Annotated in this window: 20 protein-coding genes and 4 tRNA genes; 15 read left to right on the top strand and 9 right to left on the bottom strand. The window is 70.9% G+C overall.

The window, feature by feature from the left end; all coding sequences use genetic code 11:
• The 5 genes from ACIQPT_RS13650 to purM all read left to right on the top strand — a co-directional run bounded on the left by ACIQPT_RS13650 (position 1) and on the right by purM (position 5601).
• Complete coding sequence (locus ACIQPT_RS13650) at positions 1-855, top strand: M23 family metallopeptidase (protein ID WP_401155644.1); 855 nt, start codon at positions 1-3, stop codon at positions 853-855.
• Between the two features lie 10 nt (positions 856-865).
• A complete protein-coding gene (locus ACIQPT_RS13645; RefSeq protein WP_401155643.1) occupies positions 866-1669 on the top strand; it encodes a sterol carrier family protein in 804 nt (267 codons plus the stop codon).
• 85 nt (positions 1670-1754) lie between these two features.
• Entirely contained in the window at positions 1755-2609 is an 855-nt protein-coding gene (locus ACIQPT_RS13640; RefSeq protein WP_401155641.1) for an META domain-containing protein, read from the top strand.
• A 331-nt stretch (positions 2610-2940) separates the two neighbouring features.
• Positions 2941-4467, top strand: coding sequence for an amidophosphoribosyltransferase (gene purF, locus ACIQPT_RS13635; protein ID WP_401155639.1), 1527 nt, complete (start codon positions 2941-2943; stop codon positions 4465-4467).
• Between the two features lie 60 nt (positions 4468-4527).
• Positions 4528-5601, top strand: a complete 1074-nt coding sequence (gene purM, locus ACIQPT_RS13630) for a phosphoribosylformylglycinamidine cyclo-ligase (protein WP_401155637.1) — start codon at positions 4528-4530, stop codon at positions 5599-5601.
• A 135-nt stretch (positions 5602-5736) separates the two neighbouring features.
• On the opposite strand, the gene ACIQPT_RS13625 is transcribed toward purM, so the two are convergent.
• Both ACIQPT_RS13625 and ACIQPT_RS13620 read right to left on the bottom strand, forming a co-directional pair.
• A complete protein-coding gene (locus ACIQPT_RS13625) occupies positions 5737-5994 on the bottom strand; it encodes a DUF3073 domain-containing protein (protein WP_007447468.1) in 258 nt (85 codons plus the stop codon).
• A 315-nt stretch (positions 5995-6309) separates the two neighbouring features.
• Positions 6310-7401 (bottom strand): Leu/Phe/Val dehydrogenase, encoded by a 1092-nt coding sequence (locus ACIQPT_RS13620; protein ID WP_401155635.1) that lies wholly within the window; start codon positions 7399-7401, stop codon positions 6310-6312.
• 175 nt (positions 7402-7576) lie between these two features.
• On the opposite strand from ACIQPT_RS13620, the gene ACIQPT_RS13615 reads away from it, so the two are divergent.
• Together ACIQPT_RS13615 and bldC are read left to right on the top strand one after the other, a co-directional pair.
• A complete protein-coding gene (locus ACIQPT_RS13615; RefSeq protein ID WP_401155633.1) occupies positions 7577-8422 on the top strand; it encodes a hypothetical protein in 846 nt (281 codons plus the stop codon).
• A 644-nt stretch (positions 8423-9066) separates the two neighbouring features.
• Complete coding sequence (bldC, locus tag ACIQPT_RS13610; RefSeq protein WP_003949541.1) at positions 9067-9273, top strand: developmental transcriptional regulator BldC; 207 nt, start codon at positions 9067-9069, stop codon at positions 9271-9273.
• Between the two features lie 581 nt (positions 9274-9854).
• Here bldC and ACIQPT_RS13605 read toward each other — a convergent pair.
• The 3 genes from ACIQPT_RS13605 to hrpA all read right to left on the bottom strand — a co-directional run bounded on the left by ACIQPT_RS13605 (position 9855) and on the right by hrpA (position 14501).
• Positions 9855-10148, bottom strand: coding sequence for a DUF6274 family protein (locus ACIQPT_RS13605; protein ID WP_401155631.1), 294 nt, complete (start codon positions 10146-10148; stop codon positions 9855-9857).
• A 206-nt stretch (positions 10149-10354) separates the two neighbouring features.
• Positions 10355-10429: transfer RNA gene (locus tag ACIQPT_RS13600), tRNA-Asp, on the bottom strand.
• Positions 10430-10568: 139 nt separating this feature from the next.
• Complete coding sequence (gene hrpA / locus ACIQPT_RS13595; RefSeq protein ID WP_401155629.1) at positions 10569-14501, bottom strand: ATP-dependent RNA helicase HrpA; 3933 nt, start codon at positions 14499-14501, stop codon at positions 10569-10571.
• A gap of 133 nt (positions 14502-14634) precedes the next feature.
• On the opposite strand from hrpA, the gene ACIQPT_RS13590 reads away from it, so the two are divergent.
• The 3 genes from ACIQPT_RS13590 (at position 14635) to ACIQPT_RS13580 (ending at position 16850) form a co-directional block, all read left to right on the top strand.
• Positions 14635-15084, top strand: a complete 450-nt coding sequence (locus tag ACIQPT_RS13590) for a hypothetical protein (RefSeq protein ID WP_401155627.1) — start codon at positions 14635-14637, stop codon at positions 15082-15084.
• A 66-nt stretch (positions 15085-15150) separates the two neighbouring features.
• Positions 15151-15981 carry a DsbA family protein gene (locus ACIQPT_RS13585; RefSeq protein WP_401155625.1) on the top strand — a complete coding sequence of 277 codons (831 nt, stop codon included), beginning with the start codon at positions 15151-15153 and terminating at the stop codon, positions 15979-15981.
• Positions 15978-16850 carry a cytochrome c biogenesis CcdA family protein gene (locus ACIQPT_RS13580; protein WP_401155623.1) on the top strand — a complete coding sequence of 291 codons (873 nt, stop codon included), beginning with the start codon at positions 15978-15980 and terminating at the stop codon, positions 16848-16850. Before ACIQPT_RS13585 ends, ACIQPT_RS13580 begins: the two co-directional genes overlap by 4 nt.
• A 38-nt stretch (positions 16851-16888) precedes the next feature.
• On the opposite strand, the gene ACIQPT_RS13575 is transcribed toward ACIQPT_RS13580, so the two are convergent.
• From ACIQPT_RS13575 to ACIQPT_RS13560, 4 genes are all read right to left on the bottom strand, one after another.
• Positions 16889-16965 (bottom strand) — tRNA-Phe (locus tag ACIQPT_RS13575).
• A gap of 21 nt (positions 16966-16986) precedes the next feature.
• Positions 16987-17061, bottom strand: a tRNA-Asp gene (locus tag ACIQPT_RS13570).
• A 38-nt stretch (positions 17062-17099) separates the two neighbouring features.
• A tRNA-Glu gene (locus ACIQPT_RS13565) sits at positions 17100-17172 on the bottom strand.
• A gap of 80 nt (positions 17173-17252) precedes the next feature.
• The gene (locus tag ACIQPT_RS13560; protein ID WP_401155622.1) at positions 17253-18914 is read right to left on the bottom strand and encodes a metallophosphoesterase; all 1662 of its coding nucleotides are present in this window, start codon (positions 18912-18914) and stop codon (positions 17253-17255) included.
• Positions 18915-19026: 112 nt separating this feature from the next.
• On the opposite strand from ACIQPT_RS13560, the gene ACIQPT_RS13555 reads away from it, so the two are divergent.
• From ACIQPT_RS13555 to ACIQPT_RS13535, 5 genes are all read left to right on the top strand, one after another.
• The gene (locus ACIQPT_RS13555; RefSeq protein WP_032790371.1) at positions 19027-19377 is read left to right on the top strand and encodes a metallopeptidase family protein; all 351 of its coding nucleotides are present in this window, start codon (positions 19027-19029) and stop codon (positions 19375-19377) included.
• Positions 19374-19838, top strand: coding sequence for a CrcB family protein (locus ACIQPT_RS13550; RefSeq protein ID WP_401155620.1), 465 nt, complete (start codon positions 19374-19376; stop codon positions 19836-19838). Before ACIQPT_RS13555 ends, ACIQPT_RS13550 begins: the two co-directional genes overlap by 4 nt.
• Before the next feature lie 40 nt (positions 19839-19878).
• Complete coding sequence (locus tag ACIQPT_RS13545; protein ID WP_401155619.1) at positions 19879-20253, top strand: fluoride efflux transporter FluC; 375 nt, start codon at positions 19879-19881, stop codon at positions 20251-20253.
• A gap of 167 nt (positions 20254-20420) precedes the next feature.
• Entirely contained in the window at positions 20421-20993 is a 573-nt protein-coding gene (locus ACIQPT_RS13540; protein WP_401155617.1) for a hypothetical protein, read from the top strand.
• A 239-nt stretch (positions 20994-21232) separates the two neighbouring features.
• On the top strand, positions 21233-23298 hold a 2066-nt coding region (locus tag ACIQPT_RS13535; RefSeq protein WP_401155615.1), incomplete at its 3' end, for a DEAD/DEAH box helicase.

Genomic DNA, 23298 nt, shown 5'->3' with positions numbered 1-23298 from the left:
GTGTCTGTCCGCAAAGCCGTCCCGATCGCCATGCGACTGTCCTGGCTGGTCCTGTTCGCGCTGATGATCAGCGAGTTCGTCACGGATCTGCCCGGACCGGGCTGGGCGACCGCCTTCCTGCCCGCGATGGTCGTTCTCGCCCTCATGGCGGCGACGACGGTCCTCCAGGTTCGGGCCGCCTCACCCCAGGGTGAACCGCGGCCCCCGGTGGAGGTCGACCCGCCGGTCACCGGACGCTGGACGGCCCTGAACAGCCCGGCGGACAAGGTGCCGAGCCATGGGACGCACGTCTACGGGCAGACGTACGCGATCGACATCGTGGCCGACCCGGAGACGGGGGAGGGTGAGGCCCCGGCCCGGCCGGCGTTCCGTTGGCTCTGGCCGTTCTTCCGCCGCAACCGCTCCTTTCCGGCCTTCGGCGTCCCGCTGCTCGCGGTGGCCGACGGCACGGTCGTCCGGGCGAGCGACGGCCAGCGCGACCACCTGAGCCGCAACTCGCTGCTGGGTCTCGTCTACCTGATGCTCATCGAGGGCAACATCCGCTCGATCGCCGGCGTGCACCGGATCATCGGCAACCACGTGATCCTCGACCTCGGCGACGGTACGTACGCCGCCTACGCGCACGCACGGCGCGGCTCGCTCCGGGTGAAGGCCGGGGACACGGTCCGCGCCGGGCAGCGGCTCGGGCGGGTGGGGAACTCCGGCAACACCAGCGAACCCCACCTCCACTTCCACCTGATGGACGGCCCGGACCTCGACAACGCCCGGGGCGTCCCGTTCACCTGGCGGGGCGTCGGCGTTCCCGCGAACGGCGAGACGTTCACCGTCGGCACCGATGTCAGTGCCGCCGGTTAGTCTCGGCCCCATGCCCCCGGCCAAGAAGCGCCCGCGCGCCTACGACCACCTCAGGACCCGGACGGCGGTCCTCGCCCAGTTCGCCCATGTGCGCGACGCCGTCGCTGTGTTGACGCCCGACCAGCTCGCCCGGCCGACCCGGCTCGGCGACTGGACGGTGCGCGAGCTCGCCGCGCATGTCGCGATGGGGCTCGACAGCGTCTCCCGGTCCCTGGCTCAGCCCGAGCCGCCCGGCCCCAAGCCCGAAGTCCCCCTGCTGGAGTGGCCGTCGGCCACCGCCGCGCACGCCGCCCGGATCTCCGAGGACGTCGAGGAGCTTGCGGCCGGCCGCCCCGACCTCACCACGCTGTACGAGGAGGCGGAGGCGGGGTTCACCGAAGCGGTTCCGGCGTCGGGTACGGGGGAGCGCCTGCTGCTCACCCGGGTCGGCGCCATGCGGCTGACCGACTTCCTGGTCACCCGGACCGTCGAGCTGATCGTCCACACGGACGACCTGAACGAGGCGCTCGGCTCGGAGATCCCGTACGACCGGCAGGCCCTGGCCGCCTGCACCCGGCTGCTGGCGGACGCCGTCGCCGACCGGGCCCCCGGCGGCTCGGTCGAGGTGCGGATCCCGCCGTTCGCGGTGGTCCAGTGCATCGGCGGGCCCAAGCACACCCGGGGCACCCCGCCGAATGTCGTGGAGACCGGCCCGCTGACCTGGATCCGGCTCGCCACCGGACGTACGGAGTGGGCGAAGGCGCTGGAGGACGCCGAGGTCAGCGCGAGCGGGGAGCGGGCGGACCTGGCGGAGCTGCTGCCGCTGCTGGGCTGAGCCGGCCGGCCCCGAAGCGGAGCGGACGGAACCGGATCGAGGTCTTGGACGGAACCGGATCGGGGCCTCGACCCGTCACATCGCCATGCGCACCCAACGTATGACCCTCAGCGTCAGTGTCCTGGCCCTCCTCGCCCTCGCCGCCTGCGGTACGGAGTCGGGTTCCGGCTCCGGCAAGGGATCCGGCGACGGCGGCGACACCGTGCGGAGCGACGTCCCCGTCACCGGGGTGGCGTGGAGCGTCGACTCCGTGACCGTCGGCGGGAAGAAGACCGAGGCCCCGGAGGGGGCCCGGCTGGAGATCGACCCGAAGGGCCGGGCCAAGGCCCACTTCGGCTGCAACCACATCAGCGTGGACGCCCGGGTGAAGGGCGACCGGATCACCCTGGGCAAGCCCGTCACCACGCAGATGGCGTGCGAGGAGAGCATCGAGAAGTTCGAGAAGGCCGCCATCGACGCGATGGGCGGCGAGCACACCGCGAAGCTCTCCGGCGACCGGCTGACCCTCACCACCGAAAGCGGCGACACGATGGCACTCAGCGAGGAGAAGCCCGCCGAGCTGGTCGGCACCCGGTGGACGGTGACCACGCTGCTCAGCGGCGAGACGGCCACGACCGTCCCGGCGGATCTGCCCAAGGAGAAGGCGCCCCATCTGACCCTCGCCGAGGACGGCACCGTGCAGGGCAACTCCGGCTGCAACTCCTTCCGCGGCAAGGCCACGGTCAAGGACGGCACGATCACGTTCGGCCCGGTGGTCGGCACCCGGAAGATGTGCCCGGAGCCGGAGATGGAGGTGGAGCGCGCCGTGCTCGCCGCCCTCAAGGGCTCGACGACGTACACGGTCAAGGGCAGCACGCTCACCGTCACCGCGGACGGCGGCAAGGGGATCGGCGCCACAGCCACACCTCCCGGGGCCGAAACCAGCTCCCAGCACGGCTGAATCCGGCTCTCCGGTGTGAGGCTCACCACGAAACGGGCGTTCGGCCGACGGCCGGGGCGGGGACCGGGAAGGTTCACCGAGCGCCACGGCCGCCCGTCCGCCGCCTACCCGCCCTACCAGTCGGTAACCGGCCGCTCGGCCCGGAAGCGGGCCCCGCGGTCGCCAGGCGAGGCCCGATCCGCCCGCGAGGTCGTCACACAACGTCACCGGCCGAAGTCCCGCGAATCGCCCTCCCCGGGCGACGGGCAGGCCCGTTCCCGGTGCTCCATCGGGCGTTTGCCCACCGGTCCCCAATTCGGACCAGTGGTCGATCTCGCCTACACTCGGTGCCGTGCCCCGTGGTGATGGACGACTCAACCACGACCTGCTCCCCGGAGAGAAAGGCCCCCAGGACGCTTGTGGCGTCTTCGGTGTCTGGGCTCCGGGTGAAGAGGTCGCCAAGCTCACCTATTTCGGACTGTATGCCCTGCAGCACCGCGGACAGGAATCCGCGGGCATCGCAGTGAGCAACGGGTCCCAGATCCTGGTCTTCAAGGACATGGGACTGGTCTCGCAGGTCTTCGACGAAACGTCTCTGGGTTCCCTCCAGGGCCATATCGCGGTCGGTCATGCCCGCTACTCCACCACCGGTGCCTCGGTGTGGGAGAACGCGCAGCCGACGTTCCGTGCCACCGCGCACGGCTCGATCGCCCTCGGCCACAACGGGAACCTGGTCAACACCGCCCAGCTCGCGGAGATGGTCGCCGACCTCCCGCGCAAGGACGGCCGCGCCACCCAGGTCGCCGCGACCAACGACACCGACCTGGTGACCGCGCTGCTCGCCGGGCAGCGCGACGAGGACGACAAGCCGCTCACCATCGAGGAAGCCGCCGCCAAGGTGCTCCCCGACGTCAAGGGCGCGTTCTCCCTCGTCTTCATGGACGAGCACACCCTCTACGCCGCCCGTGACCCGCAGGGCATTCGCCCGCTGGTGCTGGGCCGGCTGGAACGCGGCTGGGTGGTCGCATCCGAGTCCGCCGCACTCGACATCTGCGGTGCCAGCTACGTACGCGAGATCGAGCCGGGCGAGCTCGTCGCCATCGACGAGAACGGTCTGCGCTCCTCCCGCTTCGCAGAAGCGAAGCCCAAGGGCTGTGTCTTCGAGTACGTCTACCTGGCCCGTCCCGACACCGATATCGCCGGGCGCAACGTCTACCTCTCCCGGGTGGAGATGGGCCGCCGGCTGGCCGCCGAGGCCCCCGCCGACGCGGATCTCGTCATAGCGACCCCGGAATCCGGCACCCCCGCGGCCGTCGGCTACGCCGAAGCCAGCGGAATCCCGTTCGGCGTCGGACTGGTGAAGAACGCCTACGTCGGCCGGACCTTCATCCAGCCCTCGCAGACCATCCGCCAGCTCGGTATCCGGCTCAAGCTCAACCCGCTCAAGGAAGTCATCAAGGGCAAGCGCCTGGTGGTCGTCGACGACTCGATCGTCCGCGGCAACACCCAGCGCGCCCTGGTCCGGATGCTCCGCGAGGCCGGCGCCGCCGAGATCCACATCCGGATCTCCTCGCCGCCGGTGAAGTGGCCCTGCTTCTTCGGGATCGACTTCGCGACCCGCGCCGAGCTGATCGCCAACGGCATGACCGTCGACGAGATCTGCACCTCCATGGGCGCCGACTCCCTCTCGTACATCTCGATCGACTCGATGATCGAGGCGACGACGATCGACAAGCCGAACCTCTGCCGCGCCTGCTTCGACGGTGTGTACCCGATGGAGCTCCCCGACCCGGAGCTGCTCGGCAAGCAGCTGCTGGAGACCGAGCTGGCGGCGGGCCCGGCGGCGACCGCCGCGGCCGACGCGCTGCGCCGTCCGTGACCCGGACGCGCCGCCGCATCCCCCACCAGCCCCGTATCTCCACACGAAAGATCCCAGGCCATGTCTGAGACAACAGGTGCTTCCTACGCGGCGGCCGGCGTCGACATCGAAGCCGGTGACCGCGCCGTCGAGCTGATGAAGGAGTGGGTGAAGAAGACCCAGCGCCCCGAGGTCGCGGGCCTCGGCGGCCTCGGCGGCTTCGCCGGCCTCTTCGACGCCTCCGCGCTCAAGCGCTACGAGCGTCCGCTCCTCGCCTCCGCCACCGACGGCGTCGGCACCAAGGTGGACCTGGCGCGTCAGATGGGCGTGTACGACACCATCGGCCACGACCTCGTCGGCATGGTCGTGGACGACCTCGTCGTCTGTGGCGCCGAGCCGCTGTTCATGACCGACTACATCTGCGTCGGCAAGGTGCACCCCGAGCGTGTCGCGGCCATCGTGAAGGGCATCGCCGAAGGCTGTGTCCTGGCCGGCTGCTCCCTGGTCGGCGGCGAGACGGCCGAGCACCCCGGTCTCCTCGGCCCGGACGACTTCGACGTCGCCGGAGCCGGTACGGGCGTGGTCGAGGCCGACCGCCTGCTCGGCCCGGACCGTATCCGCAAGGGTGACGCCGTGATCGCCATGGCGTCCTCCGGTCTTCACTCCAACGGGTACTCGCTCGTCCGCCACGTGGTCTTCGACCGGGCCGGCTGGTCCCTGGACCGCGAGGTCGAGGAGTTCGGCCGCACGCTGGGCGAAGAGCTCCTGGAGCCCACCCGGATCTACTCCCTGGACTGCCTGGCCCTCACCCGGACGACCGAGGTGCACGGCTTCAGCCACGTCACCGGCGGCGGCCTGGCGAACAACCTGGCCCGGGTCATCCCGGACGGGCTGCACGCCACCGTGGACCGCTCCACGTGGACGCCCGGCGCGGTCTTCGACGTGGTCGGCAAGGCCGGTCAGGTCGAGCGGCTGGAGCTGGAGAAGACGCTGAACATGGGCGTCGGCATGATCGCGGTCGTCCCGGCCGACTCGGTGGACGCGGCGCTGACGACCCTGGCCGACCGCGGGGTCGACTCCTGGGTCGCCGGTGAGATCACCGACCGCGGTGACCACACCACGGGCGCCGAGCTGACCGGCGACTACGCACGTTAGCCCTGGCCGTACGCCGTTGTGCGCCGGGCGGCGGCCCGCCCGGCGCACAACGAACGGCACCACGGACAGCCGGATCGGGACACACAGAACCCGGCCCGGGGCAGGCCCGGACCGGGTTCATGTGTCAGCGCGAGGTCAAGCGCCGCGGCGCTGTGACGACGGACCGGACTGATCGTCCTGATCCTCGTCATCGTCCTGGTTGTAGCGATCCGCGTACTGTGCGTACGGGTCATCTTCCTCGTCGTCGTCCTCGAACGGCTCTGCGTTCGGTGGCTGACTCGAAGGCGATGCGCCCAGCTCATTGGCCAGACGCGACAGGTCAGTCCCGCCGCTGCTGTACTTCAGCTGGCGGGCGACCTTGGTCTGCTTGGCCTTTGCCCGGCCGCGCCCCATGGCTCGACCCCCTCGGTGACGGGGCTCGACGGCCCCAGAGTCTTGACACGCGTTCATGTTTCGGGACGGACTCTCGACAGAGAGACCGCGCCCGTAGAGCTTTAACGGTACCTGCTTCCGTGGCCATACGGTACGCCGCCCGCATTCCGGTCCCCGGCACAGGGCCAGTGAGGAGCCCCGTCCTCGCTGGTCAACTGCGATTTTAACCTCTTGTGGAGGTACGACCCGCCGACCGGCGTGAGTCTTGTCTCGCCGGCCGACGGGTCGCATGGCGTTCGCGTGGCGCGTGTGCGGCGTTCCCGCACCGCCGCGCGGTCAGCGGGAGCGCGCCTCCGCCATCCGCTGCTCGGCGAGCCGGTCGGCCGCCGCGGCCGGCGGAATCCCATCCGCCTTCGCACGTGCGAATATTTCCAGCGTGGTGTCGAAGATCTTCGTCGCCTTCGCCTTGCACCGGTCGAAGTCGAACCCGTGCAGCTCGTCGGCCACCTGGATCACGCCACCGGCGTTGACCACGTAGTCGGGTGCGTAGAGAACCGACCGGTCGGCCAGGTCCTTCTCCACGCCCGGGTGCGCGAGCTGGTTGTTGGCCGCGCCGCACACCACCTTCGCGGTGAGCACGGCGACGGTGTCGTCGTTCAGCGCGCCGCCGAGCGCGCAGGGCGCGTAGACGTCCAGGCCCTCGGTACGGATCAGCGCGTCGGTGTCCGCCACCACGGTGACCTCGGGGTGCAGATCGGTGATCCGGCGCAGCGACTCCTCGCGCACGTCGGTGATCACGACCTCGGCCCCGTCGGAGAGCAGATGCTCGACGAGGTGGTGGCCCACCTTGCCGACCCCGGCGACGCCGACCTTGCGGCCGCGCAGCGTCGGGTCGCCCCACAGGTGCTGGGCCGAGGCCCGCATGCCCTGGAAGACGCCGAACGCGGTGAGGACGGAGGAGTCTCCGGCGCCGCCGTTCTCGGGGGAGCGGCCGGTGGTCCAGCGGCACTCCCGGGCGACGACGTCCATGTCGGCGACATAGGTGCCGACGTCGCAGGCGGTGACGTAGCGGCCGCCGAGCGAGGCGACGAACCGGCCGTAGGCGAGGAGGAGTTCCTCGCTCTTGATCGTGTCCGGGTCGCCGATGATGACGGCCTTGCCGCCACCGTGGTCGAGGCCGGCGAGGGCGTTCTTGTACGACATCCCGCGCGACAGGTTCAGCGCGTCGGCGACGGCGTCCGCCTCGGAGGCGTACGGGTAGAAGCGGGTACCGCCGAGGGCCGGGCCCAGGGCGGTGGAGTGGAGGGCGATGACGGCCTTGAGGCCGCTGGCACGGTCCTGGCAGATCACGACTTGCTCGTGGCCCCCCTGATCCGAGTGGAACAGGGTCTGCAGTACGTCAACGTGCCCGCTAGTCACATCGGTCACTGTGGTGACTCCCAAAGAACGAAGCGGAGGAGGCCCTCCTAGGGGTGGGGAGGGCCCCGGACCGACCGGCACGACCGGTCCGACGGTCAAGAGCGTAAGTCCTCCGGCGGCGCGGATCTGCCCCCGCGCGAAGGATCACCCCCCGGGGGTGCACCGCCGTGACACGATGCGCTGCATGTCGGTGGTGTCTTCGGTGCTCGTCCCTTACACGTCCTACCTCCGGGTCTACGAGCCGCTCGCCGCATTCGCCGAGCCCGAGCGGAGTCACTGGGCGCGCTACGCGCAGCGCGAGGACCTCCCCACGGCCCAGGACGAACTGCGCCGCTCGCTGGCCGACTTGGCGTCGACGCCGCCGGTCGGGGTGCCCGTGCACGAGAGCGGCGACGCGTTCGTGGCGGAGCTGCACGGGACGGTGCGCGTCTGCCCGTGGCGGACCAGGCTGCGGGGCTGGCTGGCCCTGGAGGAACTGGGGGGCATGTTTCCGGCCAACGTGCTCGACGTCCTGCTGCCCGCGGTGGTGCGCGGCCAGGCGGCGGCGGACCACGAGCGGTGGCAGCGGCGCCACCCGGACGCGAGGCCCTGGATCCGCACCACGGTGTGGCAGGTCCCGGTGCGCTGGTTCGTCCTCTTCCACGACGAGGAGCGGGAGTACACGGCGGCGGACGAGGAGGGGGCCGTGCCGGTCCTGCGCTACCGCACCCCGATGGTCGAGGCCCGGCGACGGCTGGCGCGGGCGCTGCGGACCCTGCGCGAGAACGCTCCCGAAGGCCCGCTGACCGAGGGCCTGGTGGACGTGGGGCGCTGGCTGGAGGAATTCCATCCGCACTCCCTGGTCGAGCTGGACTACGGGGGCCTCGTCCACGCCCTGCCGGCGGAGCGCCTCGCGGCGGACCGGTCGGCGGCGGATGTGGCGGAAGGGCTCACCGCACTGCGGGACGGCGACAACGAGGGCGCGGGGGAGGCGTACGCGCGCCTCGCGGAGCGCTGGCGGGCGGTCCGGGACCTCCAGTTCACCAATTGACGTGAAAAGGCCCACAGCGGCATCAAGGTGACGGAACCGGGGCATCCTTCATCCAGGACGGCCGGGAGGCCGGCGGACGGTCCGCACGGAAGGAGGAGGAAAGGAGGAGGAGAGGGCTCGACGGACAGCTGACGGGCCGTGAACCTGCGTCCTGTGTGACGCGTGTGATGTGTGAGGCGGAAGCGTACGCCGCTGGGCCCAGGACCTACGTCCCGAACCGGGCCTTTGCCTCAAGCGTGATGGACAGCACTAACGGGGCCCTTGCGCCTATCCCTACCCCTCATGCCAAAATAGGACAAGGAGTCCGGGGAGGGCTCCTTCTGTCCAAGTAAGGGCAGAATGCTCGACATTGCACTCTATGGGGGGTCTGACGACTCCTGATCGCTCTGTGACTGATCGTCACTGGGGCGTGACTGTCCGCTATGGCATGGTCCATCGGCTTCCGTCGCTGATGAACACCTGGGAGGGCAATTCCATCGGTTTGGCCGACGTGGCTGGACGGATGGTGTAGTTGTAGTGCCGAGGACAAGCCGTTCGTCCTATAACCGACTCGGCCCGCGTCCGCCATTTCGGGCAACGCGGGTCAAGGTGCAGAATTTAGAGGAAAGAACCGAGAAGGTTCGGTTCTCCCGAGGAGGCCGCTCATGACCGCTCGCACCCCTGATGCCGAGCCGCTGCTGACCCCGGCTGAGGTTGCCACGATGTTCCGCGTGGACCCGAAGACGGTCACCCGTTGGGCCAAGGCTGGCAAGCTCACGTCCATCCGCACGCTCGGTGGGCATCGCCGGTACCGCGAGGCAGAGGTCCGCGCACTGCTTGCGGGTATTCCGCAGCAGCGCAGCGAGGCCTGACACACCCCTGCCACGCAGCAATACAGCAGCACAGCATCACAACCCGGGCAGCTGCCAGGTCCCCCAACCCCAGCCGCCCATCCATAGCTCCACTCGACGGACGCCTGCCCCAACGGGCGTCATACCTGTGTTCTACGGGTGTCGTCGTATCGATCGCGCTGGACTCCGCCGGGTCCAGCGCGATCTTTTTTATGCCCCGGACAGGCCTTCCCGGGCCGCTCCCGGCCCTTTGGGCGGGCCGGCCCCAGAACCGGGCGGTCGGTCGGCTTCAGTGGGCCGACAGGGGCCGGCGAGCGGCCGACGGGGGCCTTCGTGGGTCTGTGAGCGGGTCTGTGCGGGAGTGTGGGTGAGCGTCCCGGACAGGGCGGGGACGGGGTGGGGACGCGGTGGGACAGCCCCGGACGGAACGGTCCTCGCGAGCCCGTCACCCCCGTGCAATTGCACATATTAAATTCACCAGTTGTAGGGGAGGCGTAAAATCCCCCGGTCTGAAAACTCTTTCGGTGACTACCGTCACACCGCCCGATGCTTGCCAACTTCGAGCCTGCCACTGCCCGGACGCGGAATCATCCGGCCGATGGTCACGTCACGGAGGGTCTTTCGGCCCCGGTCCCGGCCTGCGCTTCGTTCTCGCCCCCGTGCTCGTCGGGCTGTCCGGCGGACTCCTGGCGCCCGGCGGCGGCCTGCGGGGCGCCGGAAGGGCCTGTGGGTGCTCTCCGCTCCCCGTTCTCCCCGTCGCCCCCGGGCTCCATGGCGAGGCGCAGGAGGCGATGGCAGACCGCGCAGTGCCGGGTGAGGTGGCGATAGGCGGAAGCGGCCGCCAGATGGGCGCGCAGCAGTGCGCGGGTCTCGTGTCGTGCTGTGGACGCGGACATACGAGCCACCTCCCGGTGGGCCCGGCCGCCCCCGCCGTGAGGAGCGCCGAGGAATGCCGAGAACCGCTGAGCAACAGGGACAGCCTCTGCTTCTACGGGGTACCCGCGGCAGGTGCCGCCGTCAAGACACGGGGCACGACCAGGGCACGACCGGGGCACGACACAAGAAAGCCCGGATCGAAAACGATCCGGGCTTTCTTCTACTGCGGTCCTGACGGGATTTGAACCCGCGGCCTCCACCTTGACAGGGTGGCGAGCACTCCAAACTGCTCCACAGGACCAGGTTTTCGCCGCTTGCCTTGCGGCTTGCTGCGAAACCAGACTGTACAGGAGGTGGGAGGCCCAGGTCGACTTCACTCCTGGTGGTGACGCCGTCACCGTTTCCCGGGCCCCGCCGAAGCCTCCGCTCCAGGGTGCCGATCAGGGTGCGAGGGCGTCGATCGCCTTCACGATCCGCTTGTCCGAGACGGGGAACGCGGTGCCCAGGGCATGCGCGAAGTAGCTGACCCGCAGCTCCTCGATCATCCAGCGGACGTCCAGCACCTCCTGCCCCACCGGCCTGCCCTGCGGGAGCTGTTCGAGCAGCCAGGCGTACTCGTCCTGCATCTCGTGGACCTTCGCCATCCGCGTGGTGTCCCGCTGGACGGCCGTCGGCATCTGCTGGAGCCGCCGGTCGGCCGCCACGAGGTAGCGCATCAGGTCCGGCAGCCGGCGCAGTCCGGTGGCCGTAACGAAACCGGACGGTACGAGTCTGGCCAGCTGCTCCCGTACGTCGGTGACGTTGGCCACCAGCGTCAGGCTGTTCGTCGACTTCAGCCGGCGCTCGCAGGCCTGCCAGGCGGCCAGGATCTGCTGCACCTGGTCGATCGTGCGGACGGTCAGGTCCACCAGATCGGCGCGGACCTTGTCGTACAGCGTCCGGAACGCCTTCTCGTCCCACGCGGGGCCGCCGTGCGCGGCGATCAGCCGGTCGGCGGCGGCGGTGGCGCAGTCCTCGAAGAGGGCCTGGACCGAACCGTGCGGATTACGGGACAGGGCCAGCTTCTGCTGATTGCTCAGCCGGTCCGATGCGAACTTCGCCGGGTTCACCGGGATGTTCAGCATGATCAGCCGCCGGGTGCCGCGCCACATGGCCTGCTGCTGCTCAGCCTCGGTGTCGAAGAGGCGTACGGCGACGGTCTCGCCCTGGTCGACCAGCGCCGGATAGGCCTTGACCGGCTGTCCGGCCCGCCGGGTCTCGAAGACCTTGTTCAGCGTCCCGATCGTCCAGTCCGTCAGCCCCGACCGCTCGATGGACTCGCCGGACGGCCCGGCGGTCGCCGCGGCCGCCTTGGAGAGCGCCTGCCGGGCCTTCGGCCGCAGCTGGAGCTTCAGCGCCTCCAGGTCCTTGTCCTCGGCGATCTTCCGCCGCCGCTCGTCGACGATCCGGAACGTGATCTTCAGGTGGTCCGGAACGCGGGAGAGGTCGAAGTCGTCGGCGGTGACCGGCACCCCGACCATCCGCTGGAGCTCCCGGGCCAGGGTGAACGGCAGCGGCTCCTGGAGCGGCACCGCCCGGTCCAGGAACTTGTCCGCGTAGTTCGGCGCGGGGACGTAGTGCCGGCGGATCGGCTTCGGCAGCGAGCGGATCAGCTCGGTGACGACCTCCTCGCGCAGCCCCGGGATCTGCCAGTCGAAGCCCTCGGAGGTGACCTGGTTGAGCACCTGGAGCGGTACGTGGACGGTCACGCCGTCCGCGTCCGCGCCGGGCTCGAACTGGTACGTCACCTTGAACTTGAGCTTCCCCTGCCGCCAGGAGTCGGGGTAGTCGTCCTTGGTGACGGCCCCGGCCTTCTCGTTGATGAGCATGGAGCGCTCGAAGTCGAGCGCGTCCGGCTCCTCGCGCTTCTTGTGCTTCCACCAGGAGTCGAAGTGCGCCCCGGACACGATGTGTTCGGGAATCCGCTGGTCGTAGAAGTCGAAGAGCGTCTCGTCGTCCACGAGGATGTCGCGGCGGCGGGCGCGGTGCTCCAACTCCTCGACCTCGCCGAGGAGTTTGCGGTTGTCGTGGAAGAACTGGTGGTGGGTGCGCCAGTCGCCCTCGACCAGGGCGTTGCGGATGAACAGATCCCGCGAGGCCTCCTGGTCGATACGTCCGAAATTGACCTTGCGCTGAGCGACGATCGGCACCCCGTAGAGGGTGACCCGCTCGTACGCCATCACCGCCGCCTGGTCCTTCTCCCAGTGCGGCTCGCTGTAGGTGCGCTTCAGCAGATGCTCGGCCAGCGGCTCGATCCACTCGGGCTCGACCTTGGCGTTGACCCGCGCCCACAGCCGGGAGGTCTCCACCAGCTCCGCCGACATCACGAACCGCGGCTGCTTCTTGAACAGCGACGAGCCGGGGAAGATCGCGAACTTGGCGTTGCGCGCGCCCACGTACTCGTTCTTCTCGGTGTCCTTCAGCCCGATGTGCGACAGCAGCCCGGCCAGCAGCGAGGTGTGCACCGCCTGCTCGGGGATGGACGCCTCGGCCTTGGGCTCCTCGACGGTGATGTCCATCTGCTTGGCCACCGTGCGCAGCTGCGCGTAGATGTCCTGCCATTCGCGAATGCGCAGGAAGTTCAGATACTCCTGCTTGCACATCCGGCGGAACGAGGACGAGCCACGCTCCTTCTGCTGCTCGCGGACGTAGGCCCAGAGGTTCAGATACGCCAGGAAGTCGGACGTCTCGTCCTTGAACCGGGCGTGGTTCTGGTCGGCCTGGGTCTGCTTCTCCGCGGGCCGCTCGCGCGGGTCCTGGATGGAGAGCGCGGCGGCGATGACCATGACCTCACGGGCGCAGCCGTTCTTGTCGGCCTCGATGACCATGCGGGCCAGCCGCGGGTCGACGGGCAGCTGGGAGAGCTTGCGGCCGAGCGGGGTGAGGCGCTTCTTCGGATCCTTCTCACCCGGATCCAGCGCCCCCAGTTCCTGGAGGAGCTGCACGCCGTCGCGGATGTTGCGGTGGTCCGGCGGGTCGATGAAGGGGAACTTCTCGATGTCGCCGAGCCCGGCGGCGGTCATCTGGAGGATGACGGAGGCCAGGTTGGTCCGCAGGATCTCCGGGTCGGTGAACTCCGGCCGGGTGACGAAGTCGTCCTCGGAGTAGAGCCGGATGCAGATGCCGTCCGACGTACGGCCGCAGCGGCCCTTGCGCTGGTTGGCGCTGGCCTGGGAGACGCGCTCGATCGGCAGCCGCTGGACCTTGGTGCGGTGGCTGTAGCGGGAGATTCGGGCGTTGCCCGGGTCGATCACGTACTTGATGCCGGGGACCGTCAGCGAGGTCTCGGCCACGTTCGTCGCGAGGACGATGCGGCGTCCCGTGTGGCGCTGGAACACGCGGTGCTGCTCGGCGTGCGAGAGGCGCGCGTAGAGGGGGAGCACCTCGGTATGTCTGAGGTTCCGCTTGTTCAGCGCGTCCGCCGTGTCCCGGATCTCGCGCTCACCGGAGAGGAAGACCAGGACATCGCCCGGGGCCTCGTGGCCCAGCTCGTCGACGGCGTCGCAGATCGCGGTGATCTGGTCCCGGTCGGAGTCCTCGCTGTCGTCTTCGAGCAGAGGCCGGTAGCGGACCTCCACCGGATACGTACGCCCGCTGACCTCCACGATCGGCGCCTCGCCGAAGTGGCGCGCGAACCGCTCCGGGTCGATCGTCGCCGAGGTGATGACGACCTTCAGATCCGGGCGCTTGGGCAGCAGCCGGGCCAGATAGCCGAGCAGGAAGTCGATGTTGAGGGACCGCTCGTGTGCCTCGTCGATGATGATCGTGTCGTATGCCAACAGCTCGCGGTCCGTCTGGATCTCGGCGAGCAGGATGCCGTCCGTCATCAGCTTCAGATACGTCGACTCCGGGTTCACCTGGTCGGTGAAGCGGACCTTCCAGCCGACCGTCTCGCCCAGCGGCGTCTTCAGCTCGTCCGCGACGCGCTCCGCGACCGTACGGGCGGCGATCCGGCGGGGCTGGGTGTGCCCGATCATGCCCCGGACGCCGCGCCCCAGCTCCATACAGATCTTCGGGATCTGCGTGGTCTTCCCGGACCCGGTCTCACCGGCGACGATCACGACCTGGTGGTCGCGTATCGCCTCCAGGATCTCGTCCTTCTTCTGGCTGACCGGCAGCTCTTCCGGGTACGACAGGGCCGGCAGCCGGGCGGCGCGCGCCGCGAGCCGTTCGGCCGCCTTGCCCGCCTGGGCCGCGATCTCGTCCAGCACGGACTGGCGGGCCTCGGGCTTGCGGATGCGGCGCGCTCCTTCGAGGCGCCGGCCGAGCCGGTTCGCGTCACGGAGCGAGAGCTGTCCGAGCTGGGACTGGAGATCGGCAAAGGAAGTAGACATACGGATCCCAGGATCTCACCCGGGCCCGGGGAGTGGCGACCTCATTTCGCGCGGGCTGCGTCACGCGGCACGTACCATTTCGGGCAGTCGAACGCTCGTCACCGCCCGCTCACGCGAGAAAGGCCCGGTCCCCGTGTCCCGTACGCAGTGGTGGAGCCTGACGGCGCTGCTCGCGGTGGTCGTGGGGCTGCTGTGCGGACCGGCGGCGACAGCGGTGTCCTCGGAAGCCGCACGCGGGACATCCGTGTCTTCCGCTTCCGCTACCGATTCCGCCCCGGCCGCTGTCGCGCAGGCCCGTTCCCAGGCCCAGATCCAGGCGCAATCCCCGGCGCAGGCCCCGATCGTCGAAGCCGCCGACGCGGGCACCCGTGTCCCCGGCTGCGGGAAGCTCCGCGACCACGACGGCGAGCCCGGCGTCCCCTCCCGCGCCCGGACCGCGTACGACCAGGCGCCGGGCCTCGCCCCGTGGGGGCTGCCCGCCGCGACGGGCGCGCTGCCGGCCGAGCCGCCGCCGGGGATACGGGTCGGGGCGCCGGTCCCCGTCACACCGACCCCGGTCGAGCTCTCCGTGCTGAGGGTGTAGGCGGGCCCGCCCCGACCCGCACCCTTCCCTTTCTTTCTCTCCCGCACCATCAGCACGGAGTGCCGCATGCCCACGCCCAAGAAGCCCGCACCCAAGAAGTCCACGTCCGGCTCGAAGAAGCCCCTCGTCTGGGGTGCCGCGGTCGTCGTCGCCGCCGGTCTCCTCGGTGTCGCCTCCTACCGGGCCACCGCCCCCGACGACACCGCCCCGAACACCTCGTCCGCCGCGGCCGCCGAGGTCTCCGCCGACCCGAACGAGGGTGTCTACGCGGAGCTGGCGAAGCTCGCCCGCCGGGACGCGGACGACAAGCTGGCCACCGGCCGCGCGGACGCCCCGGTCGTCCTGATCGAATACGCCGACTTCAAGTGCGGCTACTGCGGCAAGTTCGCCCGGGACACCGAGCCGAAGCTGATCGAGAAGTACGTGAAGGACGGCACCCTGCGCATCGAGTGGCGCAACTTCCCGATCTTCGGCGAGGAGTCGGAGAACGCCGCGCGCGCCGCCTGGGCCGCCGGGCAGCAGGACCGCTTCTGGGAGTTCCACAGCGCCGCCTACGCCGAAGGGGCGAAGGAGAAGGGCTTCGGCAAGGACCGGGTCAAGGCGCTCGCCGAGGAGGCCGGGGTGAAGGACCTGGACCGCTTCATGAAGGACCTCGACGGCAAGCCCGCCCGGGACGCCGTCGCGAAGGACCAGGAGCAGGCGTACGGGATCGGCGCGACGTCCACCCCGTCGTTCCTGATCAACGGCCGCCCGATCGCGGGAGCGCAGCCGGACGAGACGTTCACGCAGGCCATCGAGGCCGCCGCCGAGCAGGCGAAGGCGAAGGCCACCGGCAACGCGGGCAACGACGCCGGGGACGCCGGGGACGCCGGGGACGCCGGGGACGCTGCCAAGTGACGGCGGACATCGGCTACTTCGCGGCCTTCCTCGGCGGGCTGCTCGCCCTGGTCAGCCCGTGCAGCGCGCTGCTGCTGCCGGCCTTCTTCGCGTACTCCATCGACTCCACCTCCCGGCTGCTGGCCCGTACCTCCATCTTCTACGCCGGGCTCGCCACGACCCTCGTGCCGCTCGGCGCGGCGGGTTCGTACGCCGGGCGGCTGTTCTACGGCCACCGCGACGCCCTCGTCACGGGCGCGGGCTGGCTGATCATCGGGCTCGGCGTCGCGCAGATCGTCGGCCTCGGCTTCGCGTCGCGGCGGATCGCGGCGCTCAGCGGACGGATCCGCCCGACCACCGCGTTCTCCGTCTACGCGCTCGGCGCGGTCTACGGCCTGGCCGGATTCTGCGCGGGCCCGATCCTCGGCAGCGTCCTGACCGTCGCGGCGGTCAGCGGCAGCCCGGTCTACGGCGGGCTGCTGCTGGCGGTCTACGCGCTCGGGATGGCCGTACCGCTCTTCGTGCTCGCCCTGCTCTGGGAGCGTTTCGACCTCGGCCGCCGGACCTGGCTGCGCGGCCGTGCCGTCCGTATCGGCCGGTTCGAGCTGCACACCACGTCGCTGCTGTCGGGGCTGTTCTTCATCGGTCTCGGCGCGCTGTTCCTCGTGTACGACGGGACGACCGCGCTCCCCGGGCTGCTGGGGGTCGACGACTCGTTCGCGGTCGAGCAGTGGGCGCGGAACCTGGGTGAACAGGTGCCGGACGGGGTGCTGCTGGGGTCGGTGGTGCTCGTGGTGCTGCTGGTCCTGGGCGTACGGGCGTGGCGCCGGCGCGCCGCCGACGTACCGGCGGAGCAGACCGAGAAGACCGACGAGACCGAGAAGGTGTGACACGGCGAAGGCCCCGTCCATCGGACGGGGCCTTCGAGTGGTGGCTGGGGCCGGGATCGAACCGGCGACCTATCGCTTTTCAGGCGATCGCTCGTACCAACTGAGCTACCCAGCCACGCAGCCGCTGGGGCTGCAGCGGTCCTGACGGGATTTGAACCCGCGGCCTCCACCTTGACAGGGTGGCGAGCACTCCAAACTGCTCCACAGGACCAAGCAATGTGCGAAACAAGTCTCGCACACGGTGAAACGTGCCCCCAACGGGATTCGAACCCGTGCTACCGCCTTGAAAGGGCGGCGTCCTGGGCCACTAGACGATGAGGGCTATTGGCCCGCCTGTTCGCTTTGCAGCGCGTCGGGGACGAGAGAAGCATATGGGATGGGTGGAGCTATCGCCAAAACGGTTTACGGCGAGGGCGTCGGGCGCGCCGCGGAGCGGGTCGGGGAGGGCGAGGAGGCTGGTGGGGAGGCCGGTGAGGAGCTCGGCGACGGGGAGGGTGACGGGGTCGGTGAGGTGGGGGAGTCCTTCTTCAGGTTCTCCTCCGGAAGGTGGCGGCCGACCTCGGCGGTCGTCAGTCCGAGACCGCCGAGCGTGATCTCGTCCCAGGCCTGCAGCCGGCGGGTGGAGCGGTCCATGTAGAGCACCGAGGCGTGCACCTTCTCCGGCTTCTCGTTCTGCACGGCGCGCAGCCCGCCGCCGCCCGTGGAGCCCTCGACCTTCAGCCGCGTGCCGAGCTTCAGCTGTTCGTTGATCCGGCGGTGGAGGTGGCCGGACAGCACCAGCGGGACCGTGCCGTCGGTCTCCCGGGCGGTGTTCGGGTCGTGGGCGACGGCGATGTCGACCGGGGTGCCGGCGTGCTCCTGGTCGCGCAGCGCGGAGGCCAGGCGCGCGCCCTCCAGCTGGGCGGCCGCCTTGCCGCCGACCGGGGCGGTCCGGTCCGGGGTGAAGGAGACGTCGCCGGTGCCCGCGATCCGCAGCCCGCCGACGTTCACCGCCTTGCCGTCGTCGAGGACGCGGACGTTCTTGAACTTCTTCAGATAGGCCTGGGTGACGGGGGAGTCGTGGTTGCCGCGCACCCACACATAGGGCGCGCCGAGGTCGCGGATCGGGTCGAGGAAGCCGTTCTCCGCGGCGGATCCGTGGTCCATCGTGTCGCCGGAGTCGACGATCACGTCGATCTCGTACTGCTCGACGAGCGAGGCGATGATGTGCCAGGCGGCCGGGTTGAGGTGGATGTCGGAGACGTGCAGGACCCGGATGGTGCCGGGGTCGGGCTGGTAGACGGGGAGGGTGGAGGTCGCGTCGTACAGCTTGGTGACGTTGGTGACCAGGCGGGCCAGTTCCTGCTGGTAGATGTCGAACTCGGTGACGATGGAGCGGGCGTCGCCGACCAGGGACGGGGCGCTGGAGAGCAGCCCGGAGAACTTCGGCTCCAGGACGGACTTCGGGTTCCAGGTGGCGTACGCGCTGACGCCGGACGCGGCCAGCAGGGTGAGGGCGAGCCCGCCGGCGGCCAGGGCGCGGCGGGGGCGGCGGTAGACGGCGAGGCCGAGCGCGGTCGCGCCGGAGACGACGGCGACACAGGACCGTACGGCCAGCTCCCGGGTGCCGGCGGCGACGTCCCGGGTGACCTCGTCCTGGAGGCTGGAGAACCGTTCCGGCCGGTCGACCAGGGCCTGGGAGCGTTCGGGGTCGAGGCGGTCCACGTCCACGTCCAGGCGGAGCGGCGCGGTGTGCGAGTCCAGCTCCAGGGCGCCGAGCGGGGACACGTTGATCTTGCTGCCGCCGGTGAGGGAGGGGCGCAGCGTCATGTTGGTGTCCATGGGGCCGACCGGCGTATGGATGCTGCCCACGGCGAGCAGTCCCAGCCAGGCCCCCAGCACGACGACGGCGAGCATGCCGAGGGCACGGAGGTACGGGCGGCGGGCGGGGCCGGTCAGGTCGCCGGGGGCAGCGGTGCCGGTGCGGGAGCCGGCCGGGGTGCGGGGCCGGGGCTTCGGGCGGACGAGCTGGATGAGGCGGTGCCGGACGCGGTCGGCTGCGGCACGGAACGGGACGCGGACCATTGGGCCCGTATGCCCCGGTACGGCCCGCGCCATGCCGGACGGCGGCCGCGGTCATGAGTGCGGGGCGGCCGCCACCTGCCCGCACCCGGCCCCCGTACGTGACAATGGCCGGGTGCTGGAGATGACGCGCGAACAGTTCGAGGAGCTGGTGAGCCAGGCTCTGGACCGTATTCCGCCGGAGCTGACGCGGCTGATGGACAACGTGGCGGTGTTCGTCGAGGACGAACCGGAGCCCGGCGATCCCGACCTGCTCGGGCTCTACGAGGGCACCCCGCTCACCGACCGCGGCGAGTGGTACGCCGGGGTGCTGCCGGACCGGATCACCATCTACCGGGGGCCGACGCTGCGCATGTGCGAGTCGCAGGAGGACGTCGTCGCGGAGACCGAGATCACCGTGGTCCACGAGATCGCCCACCACTTCGGCATCGACGACGAGCGGCTCCACGCCCTGGGCTACGGGTGAGCGAGCAGACCCCGCGGGAGCTGCCGGAGCCCGGTCCGCCCGCCGCCCCGCAGGGCCGGGTGCTGGCGGCGGTCGCGGCCGGCGGCGCGCTCGGCGCGCTCGCCCGCTACGGGGCCCTGGTGCTGTGGCCCGGCGCGGGCGGCTTCCCGTGGACGGTGTTCGTCGTCAATGTGAGCGGCTGCGCGCTGATCGGCGCGCTGATGGTGCTCACCGTCGAACGCGGCCGGGTGGCCCACCCCCTGGTACGGCCCTTCCTCGGCGTCGGCGTGCTCGGCGGCTTCACGACCTTCTCGACGTACGCGGCCGGCGTCTCGGACCTGCTGGTGCGTCAGGAGGCCGCGGTGGCGACGGCGTACGCGGTGACGACGGTGGCGGCCGCGCTCGGGGCGGTGTGGGCGGCGGCCGTGGCGACACGGACCTGGCTGGACCGGGGTGCCCGGGACGAGGGGCGGGCCGCGTGAATCGGCTGGACCGGGGTGCCCGGGTCGAAGGGCGGGGCGCGTGAACTGGCTGCTGGTGGCGATCGGCGGGGCGGTGGGCGCGCCCCTGCGCTATCTGACGGACCGTGCGGTGCAGGCGCACCAGGGGCCGGGCGTCCCGTACGTCTTCCCGTGGGGCACCTTCGCGGCGAACACGGCGGGCAGCCTGCTGCTCGGGCTGCTGACCGGCGCCGCGGTGTCCTCCCCCGCGCACGCGCTGCTGGCGACGGGCCTGTGCGGGGCGCTGACGACGTACTCGACGTTCTCGTACGAGACCCTCCGCCTGGCCGAGACGGGCCGGGGCTTCCTGGCCGCGGCCAACGTACTGGCATCGCTGCTGGCGGGCCTGGGCGCGGTGTTCCTGGGGGCGGAACTGGCGGGCGGGTTCGGGGGGTAGCGGGGCTTTCGGCGGTTGTCGCGCGGGCGTGTGGCGTTTCGGGCGTGTCTCCGGCGGGGTCGGGGGAGTTGGGCACGGTGCGACGCCGTACCGCTCGCTCCCGCCTCCCCGCTCCGCCCCGGCGCCGCACTCTCCGCTCCCTCGCTCCCGCCCCGGAGGTGCCACTCGTGCGCCAGTTGTCCGCCCCTGTCCGCTGGGCAGCCGTCACCGCGTTGACGATCGCCGCGTCCACCGGCTGTATGAGCGTCGGCGAGGACGGCGCGGGAGGTCCGGGCCCCTCGCGGTCCGCCGGCCCGAAGGGCTCCGCCGCCGATCCGGCCGGGGACACGGTGCCCGGCTCCGGGCAGGCCGGGGGGCGCGTCGGGGACGCCCACCCCCACTCGGACCGGGCCGCCCCCGGGAGCAGCCCGAGCCCGGACGCGTCCGGTGCTACGCCGTCCGTCACCCCCAAGGGCTCGCGTCCCGAACCGGGTGCTCCTGCGCCCACCAGGGGCGGCCCGCCGCCCTCGCCGACGCCCTCGACGCCGGGGCCCGGGGAGCCGCCGCCCACGTCGCCGGAGCCGCCGGCCCCACCGGCGCCCGACCCGGACCCGGAGCCCGAGCCGGAGCCCACGGATCCGCCGGAACCGCCCCCCTCGGCCTCGCCCGCCGCGCAGCTGCGGACCCATGCGATGAGCGGACCGGAGGGCGCCGGGCCGCTGCGGACCCCGGAGGCATCACCGCAGGTGGGGCCGGTGTAGCCGGGGGTTCATCACGGCCGGTTTGCGCAATGTGGGTGAGAGTGCGTATGGTAGTAGATCGTTTGATCCCATTGCCCGGCGCCGACACAGAAGAGCGCCGTGTGGCGCGTACTCTCCCTTGCCGTGGCTGGACCGCATTGAGGCGGTCGAAATTGCGAATCACGGAGTTATGGGCGCGTGCCGAGACTCCGGAAGGTTTCGCATTTCGCATGTCAATTTCCAGTTCTGACCACACCGTCATGCCCGAGAACGTCGACAACGCCGAGCTCATCGAGCTCGTCGAGGCCGCTGTGACCGAGGCCCCCGCCGGCGCCACCGCCCCGGCCGCCGAGAAGACCGCCGTCGCCGAGACGATCGTCGTCGAGAAGCCCGTCGCCGAGAAGTCGGTCGCCGACTTCATCTCCGACGCACAGGCCGAGGCTCCCGCCGAGAAGGCCGAGAAGGCCAAGGACGCCGCCGACGAGACCGTGGCCTCCGCCGAGGCGATCGTGGACGCCGCCGACGAGGCCGACAAGGCCCCCGCCGAGCCGACCATCACCTTCGGCGACCTGGGTCTGCCCGAGGGCATCGTCCGCAAGCTCGCGCAGAACGGTGTGACCGCCCCCTTCCCGATCCAGGCGGCGACCATCCCGGACGCCCTGGCCGGCAAGGACATCCTCGGCCGCGGCCGTACGGGCTCCGGCAAGACGCTCTCCTTCGGTCTGCCGCTGCTGGCCTCGCTCTCCGGTGGCACCACCGAGAAGAAGAAGCCGCGCGGCATCATCCTCACCCCGACCCGTGAGCTCGCGATGCAGGTCGCGGACGCGCTGCAGCCGTACGGCGACGTGCTCGGCCTCAAGATGAAGGTCGTCTGCGGCGGTACGTCGATGGGCAACCAGATCTACGCGCTGGAGCGCGGTGTCGACGTCCTCGTCGCCACCCCGGGCCGGCTGCGCGACATCATCAACCGCGGCGCCTGCTCCCTGGCGAGCGTCCAGGTCGCCGTCCTCGACGAGGCCGACCAGATGTCCGACCTGGGCTTCCTGCCCGAGGTCACCGAGCTGCTCGACCAGATCCCCGGTGGCGGTCAGCGGATGCTCTTCTCCGCCACCATGGAGAACGAGATCGGCACGCTGGTCAAGCGCTACCTCTCCAACCCGGTGACGCACGAGGTCGACAGCGCCCAGGGCAACGTCACGACCATGTCGCACCACGTCCTCGTCGTGAAGCCGAAGGACAAGGCGCCGGTCACGGCCGCCATCGCCGCCCGCAAGGGCCGCACGATCATCTTCGTCCGCACCCAGCTGGGCGCCGACCGCATCGCCGAGCAGCTCATCGAGTCCGGTGTGAAGGCCGACGCGCTGCACGGCGGCATGACCCAGGGCGCCCGTACGCGGGTCCTGGAGGACTTCAAGAAGGGCTACGTCAACGCGCTCGTCGCGACCGACGTCGCCGCCCGCGGTATCCACGTCGACGGCATCGACCTGGTCCTGAACGTGGACCCGGCCGGTGACCACAAGGACTACCTGCACCGCTCGGGCCGTACCGCCCGGGCCGGCAAGTCCGGTGTCGTCGTCTCGCTGGCGCTCCCGCACCAGCGCCGCCAGATCTTCCGCCTGATGGAGGACGCGGGCGTCGACGCCTCGCGCCACATCGTCCAGGGCGCGGGCGTCTTCGAGCCGGAGGTCGCCGAGATCACCGGCGCCCGTTCGCTCACCGAGGTCCAGGCCGACTCCGCGAACAACGCCGCCAAGCAGGCCGAGCGCGAGGCCGCCGACCTGACGAAGCAGCTGGAGCGCGTCCAGCGCCGCGCCGTCGAGCTGCGCGAGGAGGCCGACCGCCTGGTCGCCCGCGCCGCCCGCGAGCGGGGAGACGACCCCGAGGCCGCGGTGGCCGAGGTGGCCGCCGAGGCCGAGGCCGCCCTCGTGGCAGCCGTCTCCGTCCCCGAGCAGCCGGCCGCCCGCGACGAGCAGCGCCGCGACGAGCGGGGCAACTACGAGCGCCGCGACAACCGCGGCGGCGACCGTGGCGGCTACCGCGGCGGCAACGACCGCCGTGACGACCGTTCCTCCGGTGGTTTCCGCTCCGGTGGCAGCAGCGACCGTCGGGACGACCGTGGTGGCCGTTCGTTCGAGCGTCGGGACAACGACCGTCCGGCGTTTAACCGCGACCGTCGTGACGAGCGCCCGTCGGGTGGTTTCCGCTCCGGTGGCAGCAGCGACCGTCGCGATGACCGTGGTGGCCGTTCGTTCGAGCGTCGGGACAACGACCGTCCGGCGTTTAACCGCGACCGCCGTGACGAGCGCCCGTCGGGTGGTTTCCGCTC

This window comes from Streptomyces sp. NPDC091289 (genome assembly GCF_044757365.1).
Classification (GTDB): domain Bacteria; phylum Actinomycetota; class Actinomycetes; order Streptomycetales; family Streptomycetaceae; genus Streptomyces.
Note: the sequence above shows the minus strand (reverse complement) of the source record. Positions and strands in the feature narration are given on the sequence as shown.